Here is a 15,107-nt window from a genome sequence, read left to right as displayed (position 1 = left end):
CTCCCAGCTCCTCCGCCCCATCGTGGGGCGGACGAGCTCGCCTGCTGAAAAGTCGATATTTCTGACCCTTCAACTTGTCATATCACTGATCATCATCCGTGCCCCGACTCCCGGTAGGCGGATCCTTTGGCCTAAACCTGCCAGGCCTCTCAGTTCGCCTGACCGCCTTGAGGACTACGTCCTTGAGGTCTTCAGACAGGTTCGGAACCTTCCTTAGGGCGTCGCGAAACATTGGTGACGCAAAGAACTCGGCATACGGGCTCCCGTGATCAGTCTCCGCCATGAAACGCAACGGCTCTTGATCAAGGTGGCGGAGCGCAGACCCAAATAGGTCTTTTTCAAAGTCTGGGTCGATACGTGAAGCCTCGCGCCGATAGCCCTCGTAGGCTGTCGCCAAGGATGCTTTAAATGAATAGTCCTCGGCTAGACGGAATCGCTGAGCTATCTGACGGGTCGCCAGCCACGCTACCCACAGCGGCGCAGCAAGGGACAGCGTCCCAAGGGCGACTTGAACCCAAAGCAATGACATGAACTGCTGGGCCGTCGGGTCCTTCGTCAGTTCGGAGATTGCTTGGACTCTCAGGTAGCCAAGATAGGCACCGGCGCCGAGTGCGCCGATCAAAAGCCCAACCCACCATCTGACCGATACCCGGAGGGCGTTTGCCCGGCTATTGAAAGCCTCAGCGAGCGCATGGCTGGTCGTGGCGCGATACACGGCCTCGATCCCGTCCAGCACCTTTTTGGCCTCGACCTCCAATGCCTCCATCCGAGTGAAAGACGACTCAGCATCATCTGCTGCAACCTTAGACTTCGACGCAGCTTCAACTGCAGACTGATGTGCTGCGGCAACGTCCTTGCGAGCATTTGCAATCATTTCAGCATCGACCGGAAGGTCGCCGATCAGCTGTGCGCCCTGCTTGATTTCGGCCAACTGGGCTTCGAGGGCCTCTCGATCCACAACAATGGCATCCAATGCCTTCCTGGTTAGCTTCAGTTGACGCCGCAACCTACCCGGCAGCGTCTCTGGGTCCGGCTCGGCCCAAGCCCCATTTGGGAACAGAGTGCGCTCCCACTGATTGAACGTCTCAAAATACGCCCAACCTCCCTGACCTATGTTACCGCTCGTTAGATTGCCCAAATTTCCAGTAAGCATGCTGAGCTGGGCCGGAAGGCTGGCGATCAAGTCCGCTTGATCTTGCTCGTCACCATCACTGGAATCGAAGCTAAGATCGGCATCCCTAATCCGCTGAGCCAATCTTGCCGGGACAGCAGCAACTTCCTGGGGGGTAAGCGCAGGCGCCATCCAACCGATCTGCTGTTGAAGTGGATTGGTCACCCCACTAAACGTCCGCTCCACTGCAGACGTGAATTCATCCAGAGCACTACACGCCGCTTCGACCTGCTCATCCATAGATAGCCCCCATTTTCAGCGCATTGTAGGGGCAGATCCTGCCTCAGGAGCAAGATGGCGCCCTGTGACGAAGCTCATAAAAAGGTCAGACATGCCAAAGGACCCTCGCCCAGGCGCCTGAAATTTGCTTTGAGCGGTATTCAGGGTCTCATCCACTCAGGTTGACGTAGCCAAAATCTGCCGCCAACTCGCCAAAATGACACAGATTGTCCCGGGCCAGGATAAGACAGGTCAATTGACGACCCCCGCCTCGGGTAAGCCAATGCAGGAGCGCGGCACAAGCAGAAAGTCTGCGCGGATACGCCAGGCCTGACATCGCCCCCCTCTCCCGCGGTCGCTCTCCCCCCCAAGAACCCCGGCACTCAGGGCCGAACTCTTCTGTCGAATCCAGTCTAGAAAGGTAGCGGAAAGATACAAGGCGGAGGGGCCCCTCCGCCCTGCTTGAGCAGTTCTCGGCTCCGCCTCTGCTAGACCAATCGCCCTACCCCAAGTCTACTGAAGAGATTCCGTTGAGCTCAGCTAGGCGAACACGGCATGCGTCACTAACGCAGAGCCCGCCCCTCCTTCGACTTGCTTCCGGTTCGATAGTCATTGAGCCTCCCCACAGAGTGCTGCTAAGGGCTGAGGGCTGAGGGCTGAGAACAGAGGGGCAAAACCAACGCCTACTTGCCCAATTGTGTGACAGGCGTCACTATTCTGAAAAGGACTTGCTCTCCTATCGCACCGCCTACCACAAGGGACGTGATCCATGGCGAAGAACAACCGGACGTTGCGCTCCCAGCTTAGGTGGCCACGGAGAGGAAAATGGGCTCCGAGCGCCCCGATTTGATTTCGACCCTTTTCGGCTCCAAAACTATGCATTCGTCACCAAAATCCAAAAAACAAACGCGTTGCTGTTTCATGGATGCCAATCCTGGCATCTCCTCTCAACCAAAGGAGTTTTAGCATGGCAGCTCGATACATCCTCAGCCGTTCAGGCGTTCAATTTCGCTTTGTCCTCAAAGCGGGAAATGGCGAAACCATTCTGACCAGCGAGCTTTACACCACCAAACAAGGCGCTCAGGGCGGGATCGCTTCGGTCCGACTGAACTCCCCTCTCGATGCTCGCTACGAGCGAAAGAACGCGACCAATGGGCTTCCCATGTTCAACCTGAAAGCAGCTAATGGGGAGCGAATCGGGACGAGTGAGCAATACTCTTCTACCAGTGCGCGCGAGACGGGTATCCAGTCGGTAAAGGCTAATGGCCCCACTGCACCTGTGGATGATCAGACCTAAGCAACAAAGCGGGCGGGCAGCAAATGCCCGCCCGCAGCCCGATCGATGGTTTGTCTAACGCTAAACGGATTGCCACCGTGAACAGCAAGAACCTCCGACAGCGCTCAAGATAATTTGGCGGCGATACTTTGATCTTGGCGTAATCGCGAAACGGGCCAATCTAGCTACGCTCTCTACCCGCGCGACAATCCCTATACGATCGATGCCAGGTGATGCGAGCAGTTCTTTTTCGATAGGGCAACTAAGTGACGTAGCGCGGCAGCTCGGTCCTGCCATGTGTCCACATGCCAAGAGGGATGGTAGACCCACGTCATCAGTGCCTTGCCTCCCGGGTAATCGAGCGACCAGATCTCGCGCGACTCAATGTAACGCCGCTTGCTTTTTCCTCGATTCACCTGTCGCGCGATGAAGGGCTCTAATGCCGGTTCCACCTTGCCATGACTGAGGAGCCGCCAAGTTACCCGACCCAGCACAAGGACAACGGTCGGCTGTAGCACTGGCAGGATGTCCCGAACGAAAACGTCGCTTCCATCTCGCAGCGCTTCGTTTCGCGGTCTGTGATTTGCCTGGGAGCCCGCCAAGGACTGGGAGAGATTCATGAATGCCACACGCTTCCAATAGTCAGCCGCTTCGTGAAGGTCGAAGTCCTGCTGCCCAACGAGCACCAAGTCGAGTGCCTTGAAGAATGGCCCGTCGCCGTCTTTCCGCACGGGCAAGGCCATCTCACGGAAGTGGTCTTGAGTGAAGGGGCGGGTCACTTCAAGCGAATCGCTCCACCCCTCTTTCCGGTAGTGGGACTCGCCCAGCAACAGGACACGCTCCCCGTCCAGACCATCCCAGTAGAGGTCACCCCAATACGGTATGAAGCGTACGGCGTCGGGCCACTCGTGGCGTGTCAGATCTAATTCTGCCTCATGGTCCATTCCCTGCGCGACTAAGCTCATCCCTGTCATCTTCACTCCTATACCCAGACACCCGAAAAAGACCGGCACCAGCCGGTACCGGTATCTAAGACTACTTCTTACCCTTCTTGCCATCGTCAGGGGTTTGATTCATGTCGGTCGACGCTTCGCATGTTCCAGCTGACCTGCGGCGTCAAGGCCACGGAAGCCATCACTACCCGACACTCGAAGCCCTGGGTGTGAGGCTTTAGCTGTCGCTACCAGATGGGCTGCCACGGAAGGGAAAGGCGCCGGCCGCGAGCACCGCGCCGCCAAGCGGCGACCAGAGGAGAGACCGGTTTTTCGCGTCTGGCAGGGAACGGCTTTGACAGGGCCAGCGGGTGAATTGGGACGCGTCTCGACCATTTGGTATCGTGGGCCCGCGCGCCACTTCCATCCCCAGCCTTATGCCACGTAAGTCCTCGAACCGTTCACTCGCATCGCTGCTGAAAGCCCCCACTAGGGCGAGCTCTCCGGGACCAGACGCGGGTAAAGCACTTGTCAGCGACCAAGGAAGCCTACAAGCGCGTGAAATTGCTCCTGGAAGCTTGTTTCGAGGATTTCAGCCCAGCGCAGCAACGCAAGATCCGCGAATCGATCGGAGCGAGCGCCACTTCGAAGCCGCCTAAGCGAGCCAAGGCCGCCAGAGCTCAAAAGGAAGACCTGACGCCCCGGTTCTGGCTGCCCTTCAGCGGTGAGACGTGGTCTGGCCGAGGACGCCCGCCAAAAGCATTCCTTGCCTGGGAGGGAACCGTCGCCCATACCGAGTGGAAGAAGCAACACCCCGACGTGAGATTCCCCGCTTACGCGGGCTGACTTCATTGCGCAGGGACCTTAGCTGCACTGCTTGGCGACGCCTAGCGGTAGCTGAACTGCGTCGACCTCTTTGATCGACAGCCGCGCTGTCGACACATCTTGACCAGTCCGCAAGGTGCCGCCCTGCCCCTCCTGCCATCAAGAGTCTTCAGAGACCTGGAGGTGGTCCGGCTGAGCGTCGAGCCACATTGGACCTGGGCAGTTGCGCGAACTGCGCTCACACCCAAGCCCACACCTAAACACCATTACTTACTAACAAAAACTCTAAAAATATAACCAAACATTTAACCGCGGTACAGCTAACTTTACTAACAAATATGATCTATTTTGTTAGGCAACCCAATTTCGTTCATTATGGAAGCAGCCCACAATTGGACCTCTGTATCTGAAATAAATTAATTAAATACAACCAGTTATCGAAAACCAAACGATGCACCAAGTCCTGTCGCCGCGCCTCCACTTCCGCTGCCACTCCCGTAGCCCTAAAGGTGTATCTCCACCCCAATCAAATGCACCTCTCAGGCATTGACTCGCTCGATCGGTCACTTATCAAGCTTCCAATCAACAGGGAAGCAGCCGCATGAACAATGAAATAACCCCACCAAGAGCCGGGAGTGCAAGATCAGAGCATGGTCTCGTCAAGATTGAATCCGTAAAAGTTGGACGAGTGAAGTTCACTGGCGTAGAGCTGATAGATGCGAAGTCACGAACAAACTTTGAGGAGCTTCTTCGCTTCGCACTGGACAAGACGGCACGCATAAGCGCCCGCAAAGGCGGCACGATCTATCCGCCGACCCTTCCACTCGGGACGCCAGCCGGTTTGCTGTCGGACGAAATAGCTGACTATCTTGCACACATGAAGCGAAGGAATGTTCGGCCATCTTACATGCAAGCAGCGGCTCAGACACTCTCAAACCTTCAGAAAGTTTGCGGGGATATTCGAGTTACAAATATCGAGCGGCGACACATCTACATGCTTTGCGAGCTCCTCAGGTGGCAACCACGGCCCCGACGTCCTGCACCAGAGCTAAAGCTACTGTCGGCTGCTGAATTGATTGAGCTTGGCAAGAGAACTCATTTCGATCCTCCCGCTCCAGCGAGCCTTGAGCAGCAGCGAGCACGCCTAAGTGCTTTCTTCAATGCTCTTCTCAATGCAAAAGCCATCACGGCATCGCCGATGGATGCGTTCGGAAAGATACGAAGAGACCTGGTCGGGGTGCAGCCTAAGCGCAATCGTTCGCTGGGCGACGCAGAGCTACAACGCATATTCGAACCATGCACCTTTGTGCCCTGGGCGAAAAAGTGGCCGCATCGGTGGTGGGCGCCGATCCTTGGCCTGTACACCGGCGCGCGCATCGGCGAGATTGCTCAGCTCAAGGTAGCGGATATCGCCTTAGAGGAAGGCACCTGGTTCATCTACATCCGCATCACCGCAGACGATGATCTTGCCGGCACGAAAGGCGTAAAAAGCAGACAGAGTCTGAAAGGACCCTCATCTGTACGAAGAATCCCAATTGCACAGCCTGTTCTGGACGCAGGACTCTTGGCATTCCTGGATGACATCAAGGAGTGCAAGCATCCACGCCTGTTCCCTCACCTCTCTGCCGGCGTTAACCAAGAAACCGGTGAGACCAATGCTCGCTACAGTCATGCGTTGGTGCACCAGTTCGGCGCTTACATGAAAATCCTTGGCTTCTCGAAGGGCACCAGCTTTCACTCATTCCGCCACACACTGATCAACAGCCTTATCAGCAAAGGATACACAACGTCGCAGATTGCAGTGATTACCGGCCACTCAACTACAGGGCAAGTAAGGGAGGAGCAAGCTCCTATGATTAAGGAGGTGTATGAGGGCATGCTGCCAGAACAATCTCGCCCTCTGGCCGTGAGAATGCTAGAAGACTTCACCCCTCCCGTCGTTCTACCCAAATATGTGCAAGGCCAGTTCAAGGGCCGACTGCGGGACAGGAGGGGCTTCTATCCGTGAGTGAGCCGCAATACCCGTGGGTCGGCAGCAAGGGATGCCACGTCAGGCTTCGCGTTCCATCGATGAAAGGGACGCGAGCCTCCTACTGAAACACCGCCAGCGAGCCTTCCCTCGCAGGAGGATGGCTGGTTCACCTGCGCAACTATGGTTTCAGGCTCTGAGTGGGTGTGGTGGTGGGCGTGGGCGTCGGGTCCGGGAGGTCTACGAGGGCCGTTTGCTGGTGGGAGAGGACTCCGCGGCTCTAGAGAAGCGGCGCAGCCAGCCACCGCGTTCACCAGTTCCAACGCACGCCCACCTTGCCGTCCCAAGCATCAAACGCACGGTCGAAGCTGCGCTGATAGCCGATGTTCGCGTAGAGGCTGGTCGAAGCGCCCAACTGCCAGGTCGCCCCGGCGTTGAGCTGCCACCACGTGCCTTTCAGATTGGCTTCGAATGGCACGTAGCCCTCTGCCGAGGAGAACTCGGTCACCGGTTGGCCACGGAACTCATGCCAGCCATTGAGCCGCAGCCATCCGGTGAACAACCGCCGGATGCCGTCATGCGTGGGCTCCAGGGTCCAGGTGTTGGCCCATCGCAGGCCCAGACGGGCAGCGAGCGAGTCCATGTTGCTGAACCGGATCAGCGCGGCGGGGTCGCGGTTGTGGTCCCGGTCGATCCGCTGATAAATCACCTGCAGCTGCGGCTCGAGGATTTCGTCCTCATCCTCCTCATCGATCTGGAACGGATAGCCGCCTTCCAGCGATGCCCCCCAGCCGAAACTGTCGCGCTCCAGCAGAATGCCGTTGCTCGACCTGGATTTGCCTTTGCCCCACGTCCCCTGCCAGACCGCATCCAGATACTGGCCTTCGTCCCAGTAGCGCGTCCAATAGAGGCCAAGTGAAGTGCCCTTGACCTGGTTGCGGCCGGCCAGCGTGCCATCGAAATGCGTCACATCACTGCGCATCCTGCCCTGCCCCAGATACAAGCCAGCGTGATCGCGCTTTCCGTCGTCATGCTCCACCGCATAGACATCCGCGCCGGCTTGGATGGCCAGAATGTCGTAGTCGTAGCGCGGGCTGCCACCGTAGATGCCGCGTCGGCTGCCTTCCACGTCACCGTTCTCGCCGATCACTCTCACCCAACCGCCGTTGAAGTACGTGTCCCCGCGCAGGTCGGCGCGTTGGCGCAGCTGCTCCTGCTCCCCTACCCGCTCGTGCAGGTTGCCGAGCGTAGCCCAGCCGTAGCGCAGGCCCATCGCCGGCAACGCGGTATAGAGCGACACCTCGCTGCGGTACTCCGGTATGGGAGCCGGCTGCGGCACATACGGGTCCGGCTCTGGCGGCGCCGGTGACGGCGGCGGCAGCGGAGGTGGCTCGGGCGGTGTCGGATCCGGATCCGGCGGGGTCGGTCCCGGCGGCGGATCCGGGGGCGGGGGCGGAGGAGGCGGCGGGGGTGGAGGCGGCGGCGGTGCGGGACACGGGGGCGAAGGCGCAACCGGACCGTTGCAGTCGATCGACGAACGTAGGAACCAGTCCTGCCCGTCGCCGGCGGCATAACCGCCGCGGTGCAGCCGATACGCATACGGACCGGCCAGCACCGGCGCGCCGGTGAAGAAGGTATCCGGTGCGGTGGTTCCACCATCGAGCGCGCTCACCACGCGGATGCCGTCACCAAAGGTCAGCGCGCCGGGCCCGTCGGTGTTGTGGATGTCCAGGCGGGTGATGCCACTGGCGCTGCCGCCCTGGATGACCAGTTGGTCACTGGGCGAGCCATCGCTGTCCAGATAGGTGTTGAGCGCGATCACGCTGCCTGCGCCGCCGGCATACGAGGTGGTGTAAAGGAACTTGTAGTCGTTCGCACCGCCAGGCGGCAGGAACTCGATGCGCCCGTCATTGCGTACCCACTGCGACACCGTCGAGTTCTGCGGGATGCTCCAGGTGCTGGTGGCATCAATGCCTGCGTTGCTCAGGTTCCAGGCAGCCCCTGTCCAGTGGCTGGCGGCCTGCAGCGTAATGTTGGCCTGTGCCGCGGAGTCCGCGCCGGCATCGCCCTGCAGTGTGCTGTTGGAAGCGACCAGGTTCAGCAGGGTTGCCTCACCGGTGGCGCCGATGTTGGCCGCCCACAGCAGATAGTCGTCCCCGCGGACCGTGGCGTCCTGCACGGTGGCGCTCAACGGCCCATAAGCATAGAAGGCCGTCTGTTCGGTGGTGAGCGAGCCCCCACGCATGCTGAACACGTTGTCCCAGCCGTTGGACTGGTTGGCGGAGAAGACGCCATAAGCGGCGCCGGTGGCGATCACGGTGGTATTGGTGAGATGGACCTCGTTGTTGTCGGTGACCTGGGTGGGGCTGCCAAAATTGCGCATATAGATGGCGTCAGCGCCCCCGCTGTTGCGGACGGTCGAGTCGACAACGAAGACCTGCGCGTTCCCATACGTGCCGATTCCCACCGACCCCGCCCCGGAAGTTTCGATGGTGTCGCCTGTCAGGTTGACCACACTGCCCAATGCACTGTTGGCGCCGGCATAGATGCCATAGCTCCCGGCCACCGGGTTGCTCCAGAGGGTGCCCGTGCTGTTGAGGGTTCCCGTGGCAACCACCGCCCCGCCTCTGACGGAGGTGCCCGAGGCAGTGCCGAAGATGGCATCCACGCCGGCCATGCTGGTGCCAACCGTAAGTGCATAGCGCTGGGCGTTGGTTGGCGAGGTAATGTTGATGCGGCTTGCGCCGGTCAGGTTGACGGTCGAGTTTTCGGCGACCCACACGCCGATGCCCACGCGAGGCCCGGTGACCGCGAAATTGCGCAGGCTCGCGCTGCCGCCCCGCTGCGCAACCAGACCGGTACCGGCCGTGCCGGTGGTGGCGGTGAAGTTCGCCGTAATACCGTCCAGCGCCTGGGTATTGCTGCCGCTATCCACTGTGACGCCGATGGAGTTGGCGCCATTGAAGGTCAGCGAGAGCGGGCTGTTGATCTCCAGCTGCCCGCCGCCGTACAGATAGACGCCCATGGCGCCAGGCTGCTGGAAGGTGAATTGGTTGGTGCCGCTGAGCACCGCCTTGGCCATCGGGCCTTGGACGCCCAGCCCGAACGAGTTGCCTGTCCTGCCTATATACAGGCGATTGAATCCGCTCAACTCTACCCGCGCGGTACCGTCGATGCCGATACCGTTGCCCTGCATGCCAGAGGAAAGCGCAGGATCGTTGTAGCGCATGTTGGCCATCTGGATCAGGCCCGCCGTGCCACCGGCCAGCTTGCCGATGCCCGCACTGGTGACATTCCCAGCAAAGACAGACACCGTGCCGCCGTCGGCATACAGCGCCTGCCCTCTGCCGCTGACCCGCAGGTTGATGCCGCGGGGCGCAGAAATGACGCCGCTGCTCGCGTGCAGGGAAAGCGCATTGGACAGGACCGAAATCGCTCCCGGCGTGGCAAGCGGCGAGTTCATGTCCAGCAGCACGTCGCCGCCATTGGCCCGCACGCCATCATTGTTGCCGGTATCGATCGTGGTGTTCCCAACGACAGTGGTGGTACCGGACGTTGCGGTAACCGTGCTGTTGACCGTACCGGGCCCAACCACCGCCTGAGCAATGGCAACAGCCGGTGCTACGAGGACGCCAGCCAACACTGCCCCGATGGACTGATACAGATGTCGCCTACACGTGTTCATGGTGGCTTCTTGTCCCGTGAGCGGGGCGCCTGGCTCTCGGGCGCCTGGGCCACTGCGGCCAGCCTTCTCTTGTGGGGGGAGTCGGACGGACCTACCGCCCGGGCCCTTTTGATGCGCCATCCATGATCTTCTCGACCACTGCGTCGACATTGAAGCTGGCCGACTTCTGCCGCGGCGGGAACTCCTTGAAGGACTGCAGCCATTTGCCGACCACCGCCTGCGCGGGCACCAGGTAGTAAAGCTGGTTGGAGGTCTCGAAGGGCAGTCCGCTTTCATCTGCACGTTCGAAGGGGTCGCTGCGCAGGTTGTACGCCCGTGGAATCCGGTAGTTGGTGAACTCGCGCGTCCACACGTCCAGTCCCTTGCCCAGCTGCTGCAGGAAGTTGAGCTTTATGTCCTTCAGGCGGATACCGCACAGCTGGCCGTCGTCGTTCCAATAGATGAACTCCTGACGCGGCCATTGGTCGAATTCGCTCTTACCGGGTTCGGCGCTGCCCTGTGGCGGCCGCGGTCCGGGCTTGTGAGCTTTCAGTGCGTCCAGCAGGTTGTATCCATCCAGGTGCACATGGAAGGTTTTTCCGTTTGCGGTGTAGTTGCCGTTGAGGCATTTCTGCTTGACCTCGGCATCGCCGGCGGCCGCCGCGAAGGTGACCATCAGATCCTCGTGCGCACAGACGTCGTTGATGATTGATCCAGGCTGGATGACGCCAGGCCAACGGATAACGCAGGGAACGCGGAACGCTCCCTCCCAGTTGGTGGCCTTCTCGCCACGGAACGGCGTCTGGCCACCATCGGGGTAACTCAACACTTCAGCGCCGTTGTCGGTCGTGAACACCACCACTGTGTTGTCGTCGATGCCCAATGCCTCAAGCTTGTCGAGGAACTGTCCGACGAATCCATCTAATTCCACCATGCCATCCGGATACAACCCCTTCCCGGTCACCCCTTGCGAATCGGGCTTGAGATGCGTCCACACATGCATGCGCGTGGTGTTCATCCAGCAGAAGAAAGGCTGGTCGGCCTTTGCCTGGCGCTCGATGAAGTCCAGCGCCGCGGCGGTGAATTCCTCATCCACCGTTTCCATGCGCTTCTTCGTGAGCGGGCCGGTATCTTCGATCTGTTGCGGCCCCACACGACCCCAGCGCTTCTCTTCGGTGGCGTCATCGGTACGTGTGGCCTTGGCCTTGAGCACACCGCGCAGCCCAAACATCTCCTTGAAGCACGGATCCTTGGGGTACTTCGGATCTTCCGGCTCCTCTTCTGCATTGAGATGATACAGATTGCCGAAGAACTCCGAGAAGCCGTGAACCGTCGGAAGGAACTTGTTCTGATCTCCTAAATGGTTCTTGCCGAACTGTCCGGACACATACCCCAGCGGTTCCAGGATCTCGGCAATGGTGGGGTCTTCGGGCTGGATGCCCACGTCCGCACCGGGCAAACCAACCTTGGTCAACCCGGGCCGGATTGGGCACTGGCCGGTGATGAACGCGGCACGGCCAGCGGTGCAGCTCTGCTGGCCATACCAGTCGGTGAACAACGCACCGCCTTCGGCGATACGGTCGATGTTCGGCGTCCAGTAGCCCATCATGCCGCGGTGATAGCAGCTGGGATTCATCCACCCGATGTCGTCACCCATGATCACCAGGAAATTGGGACGCTTGCCGAAATTCATGACCGGACCCTCTCAGGATAGATGGCAATAGTCGCGCGGGCCAAATGCGGGCGAAACCGCAAATGTACTTAGATCCGTTCGGTACTTTCAGCGGACGCTAATACGATTGTTCGGCACGGCCGCCAATCTTGAGCCGCTTTACGGCGAACACCCCACCTATCATCAGGTCACCATTCTCCATGATGGTGGTGATGCCACCCAGGGCATTCCAGCGACGACTGTCATCAGGGAACGTCCAGCGCGACTTGATCTCGCCCGTCGACCAGTCCAGGCCGACATACTGATAAACGCCCTTGTCTTTGTCCTTGTGCGCTGCGTAAAGCAGCCCTGTGGATGCCGAGACGACCGGCACCATGATGTCGGTGTTGTCGACCTCATGGTTGATCCAGGCCTTCTCGAACGCGTCCTTGTCCGGGTTCCAGATGAATTTCTGTATGCCCATCGGCGCCGGTCGGGTGATGCCGCCGGTAAACGCATTGCCCGGGCCGGCCGGAAGCGGCTTTGGATACGTGCTGTTGAGGAATGCAACGCCGTAGCCGAGCACATTCGGGGACGGCTCGATGGTCATCTGGCTGATGTCGATCCGGATCTGGTCGGCGATTCGGTTGGACTGCGTTCCAGGCTTCTGCTTGAAGCCTGCCGGAATCGCATCCCGCCAGAACGCCACCGCGTTACTGCCGGTTTCAGCAGCATCGGCAATCACGATGAGTTTGTCCGGGTCGCTGCCGAAGCCCATCAACGTCGGGGTGGTGCCCGAACCCCGGGAAATCGCGCCCATCGCCAATGCCTTCTCGCCGGGCATGGAATCGTAGGGCGACGACCACGCCCCGTCCTTCTCATCGGTGGACAGCGTCGTTCCGTTCCAGATCACCTTGTTCATGTGCTTTTCGGTGACTACATAGATGCCGTTGTGTTCATCGATGACGATGCTGTTGTCGACTGCCTCGCCGTTGAACGTCACCGACGCCTTCACATTCAGATCCCGGTCCAGGATGATCAATGCGCCGGGAGCGGCAGCAGCCAGAAAGCCGTCGTAGGTCATGTTCAACCCGATGATGCGGGTAACCGACTTTGCCACGTCTGCGGGCAGCCCCTTGGCGACGTCGGCGGTCTTGACGATCCGCGGCGGGTCACCGACCACGTTGCCATCGGTTGTCTTCAGCACGTGGGTGCCACCGTAGACGCAGTAGTGATTGCCGTCTCGATCAAACAGGTTGTACACCCCGTTGATACCACTTTCCATGTTGAGACCAGCGGCGCCCAGGCCCTTCAGCGCGCCGAGGATCTTCGTTTCGTCCTTGGCACGGTAAGCAGCGTCGAGCTGCGTCAGTGCGCCATCAAGCGCGGCCGGTGTCGCCATCGCGGCGGACTCTTCAAATCCCGGGTAAGGAAGCAGCCCTCCCACGGCTTCAAAGGCATCACCGGTCACCCGGATCTTCTGCACTCCCACCGCACCGCTGGCAAAGGCGATCACCTCCCCGCCCACGCGCTTCAGGGTGGGATTGGAGGTCACCAGGGTGGGCACGGTCGCCACATCCGCGGCGGTGAGGTTTCGGCTACCCACCGGCCCCGCGATAAGCACCGAATCGGTGGCCGCTGGATTGAAGTGGGAGGTCGGGTAGACGCTGTCCGCGAGCCACGGATTCGGCGGAGGCATGCTGGGGGGAGCCGTAACCTGGGCAGCTCGGGGGCCAATGTCGGGCGGGGCGGTGGTCCTATTAGCGGCCTCACGGCCAAAGGCTGCGAGTTGCAGCGACCCTATCACGGTGAGAGACACCGCCAGGGTGGTTGCCCGCTTTATGGTAGCCATTTCCGTTCCCCTCCTCTGGCATCGTCGGACACCAGTTTTGCCACGGACGGGCTGGGGCGGCCACAGCAAAGGCACGGTAGGCCCACCGGTACTTCTACTTAGAGACAACCTAAGAGGCAGGAAATTAACGCTTCGGCGACGGACGCGTTGTTATCACACAGCCCTTGAGAGAACGTGGAGCGTGCGGCTACGCGGACAGGCGGAACATTGATTAGCAACAGATTAGCCGACCACCGGCCTCCTGGCGTCACCTTGTTTTTCAACTGCTGTCAACGGCCAAGCGTCGACCGGGCCGAAAGGGCTGCTGCACGTGTCCCCCCGCTGCCCTCGCCCGATACGGTGAAGAGGTAATTTGACGGATCGGGCTAGGCTCTTTGAACCGTCAACGCTCCAAGCAAACGTCCAATGCCGCTGTTATCAGACAGACCTACGCGCAGGACTCCACGGTAGGCAGGTGGCCGCGCTCGTAATGCAAAGCCTCACGAGTGGCGCCGGCGACGACGAACGGCCAAGATCTGGCCCACTACGGCGGTAATTAGGATCAGGGTGTTGGTGACCACGAAGACCGTGGACCCCATCAGCGCACTGTAGGCGATGAAAAGCACCGAGGCGGTCATCTGACCGAAGAAAAGCCATGTCGATACCGCCTCCACCGAGCCGGCCTGGTGCTGCTTGTAGATCTGCCGAGACAGCGTCGCAATCAGCACTGCCGTAGCTGCCCACCCCAGCAAGTCCGCCGGCATCGTCGTCATCGCACCAGTTCCCCCGATGGCAACAAGGTCGCACGCGCTTCGAGCACTTCGCGCTCCAAGGCACGTAGGAAGCCACTGAAGCCGTGGGGCGCCCTGGCTGACCGGCGGGCGCTCGTGGTAACCACTGGTCGAGCCCGCCAAGCGATCGTTGCTCCCGAGCGCTGAAGGGCCTGAACCAGCGCCACATCTTCGCCCGTAACCAACTGTGGGAAGCCGCCCACCCCCTGATAAGCCGCAGCACTGACGCCCAGGTTGGCGCCGTGGATATGGCGGTGGCCGTCGCGCGCAAGCTCGCGCCTGGCGAATGCTTGCCGCACGGTAGACGGATAATCAAGCCAGTCGCGCACCTCTACCACCCCGCAGAACGCATCGGCCTCGCAAGCCGCTTGTTTCCAGAGCCAGTCACGCGGGACGTGTGAATCGGCATCGGTGCTGGCTATCCAGCGCGCGCCTAAAGCAAGGGCATGGCCGGCAGCAGCCGCTCGTGCCGCGCCGACGCACCGCGCCTCAACCGTAATGGCCGCCGCACCGTGGTGCGCACACACCTCCGGCGTTTCATCGGTGCAGGCATCCAGAGCCACGACTGTAACCACGGGCTCGCTTTGAAGTCCGGGATGCTTCGCGGCCAAGGCAATGGATTTTAGGCAGCGGCCAATATCTGCTGCCTCATTGTGGGCCGGAACTATCACTGCGATCACCGCAGGCCCTCCCTGGTCGGTCCGTGCATCGTAAGATCCTCCACCCGTAACGACGAACAGATACCCGCGACAGCGTAGTCAGACGGTGACCGCAGCGT

10 protein-coding genes are annotated in these 15,107 nt (G+C 60.3%); 3 read left to right on the top strand and 7 right to left on the bottom strand.

What is annotated here, in order from left to right:
- Nucleotides 1–82: 82 nt before the first annotated feature.
- On the bottom strand, nucleotides 83–1,411 hold the full coding sequence (locus ABIA71_RS06615) for a hypothetical protein (protein ID WP_354284119.1): 1,329 nt from the start codon (nucleotides 1,409–1,411) through the stop codon (nucleotides 83–85).
- 946 nt (nucleotides 1,412–2,357) lie between these two features.
- Here ABIA71_RS06615 and ABIA71_RS06610 point away from each other — a divergent pair.
- The gene (locus tag ABIA71_RS06610; protein ID WP_136005424.1) at nucleotides 2,358–2,687 is read left to right on the top strand and encodes a YegP family protein; all 330 of its coding nucleotides are present in this window, start codon (nucleotides 2,358–2,360) and stop codon (nucleotides 2,685–2,687) included.
- 191 nt (nucleotides 2,688–2,878) lie between these two features.
- On the opposite strand, the gene ABIA71_RS06605 is transcribed toward ABIA71_RS06610, so the two are convergent.
- A complete protein-coding gene (locus ABIA71_RS06605) occupies nucleotides 2,879–3,640 on the bottom strand; it encodes a hypothetical protein (RefSeq protein ID WP_354284117.1) in 762 nt (253 codons plus the stop codon).
- Nucleotides 3,641–4,156: 516 nt separating this feature from the next.
- Between ABIA71_RS06605 and ABIA71_RS06600 the strand changes: the two genes are divergently transcribed.
- Nucleotides 4,157–4,444: an H-NS family nucleoid-associated regulatory protein gene (locus ABIA71_RS06600; RefSeq protein ID WP_354284115.1), complete on the top strand. Its 288-nt coding sequence runs from the start codon at nucleotides 4,157–4,159 to the stop codon at nucleotides 4,442–4,444.
- A 580-nt stretch (nucleotides 4,445–5,024) separates the two neighbouring features.
- Nucleotides 5,025–6,431 carry a site-specific integrase gene (locus tag ABIA71_RS06595; protein ID WP_354284113.1) on the top strand — a complete coding sequence of 469 codons (1,407 nt, stop codon included), beginning with the start codon at nucleotides 5,025–5,027 and terminating at the stop codon, nucleotides 6,429–6,431.
- A 271-nt stretch (nucleotides 6,432–6,702) separates the two neighbouring features.
- Here the strand turns inward: ABIA71_RS06595 and ABIA71_RS06590 are convergent, their stop codons facing one another.
- From ABIA71_RS06590 to ABIA71_RS06570, 5 genes are all read right to left on the bottom strand, one after another.
- On the bottom strand, nucleotides 6,703–10,197 hold the full coding sequence (locus ABIA71_RS06590; protein ID WP_354284111.1) for an autotransporter family protein: 3,495 nt from the start codon (nucleotides 10,195–10,197) through the stop codon (nucleotides 6,703–6,705).
- Nucleotides 10,169–11,749, bottom strand: a complete 1,581-nt coding sequence (locus ABIA71_RS06585; RefSeq protein ID WP_354284109.1) for an arylsulfatase — start codon at nucleotides 11,747–11,749, stop codon at nucleotides 10,169–10,171. Before ABIA71_RS06585 ends, ABIA71_RS06590 begins: the two co-directional genes overlap by 29 nt.
- Before the next feature lie 97 nt (nucleotides 11,750–11,846).
- Nucleotides 11,847–13,406: a hypothetical protein gene (locus tag ABIA71_RS06580; protein ID WP_354284107.1), complete on the bottom strand. Its 1,560-nt coding sequence runs from the start codon at nucleotides 13,404–13,406 to the stop codon at nucleotides 11,847–11,849.
- A 632-nt stretch (nucleotides 13,407–14,038) separates the two neighbouring features.
- Nucleotides 14,039–14,302 (bottom strand): PQ-loop repeat-containing protein, encoded by a 264-nt coding sequence (locus ABIA71_RS06575; RefSeq protein WP_354284404.1) that lies wholly within the window; start codon nucleotides 14,300–14,302, stop codon nucleotides 14,039–14,041.
- Between the two features lie 5 nt (nucleotides 14,303–14,307).
- Nucleotides 14,308–15,009: a glycosyltransferase family 2 protein gene (locus ABIA71_RS06570; protein ID WP_354284105.1), complete on the bottom strand. Its 702-nt coding sequence runs from the start codon at nucleotides 15,007–15,009 to the stop codon at nucleotides 14,308–14,310.
- Nucleotides 15,010–15,107 lie beyond the last annotated feature (98 nt).

It is taken from the genome of Stenotrophomonas sp. 2619, from assembly GCF_040548725.1.
In the GTDB taxonomy this organism is placed as follows: Bacteria; Pseudomonadota; Gammaproteobacteria; order Xanthomonadales; family Xanthomonadaceae; genus Stenotrophomonas; species Stenotrophomonas maltophilia_AP.
This window is presented reverse-complemented; position numbering and strand designations above follow the sequence as displayed.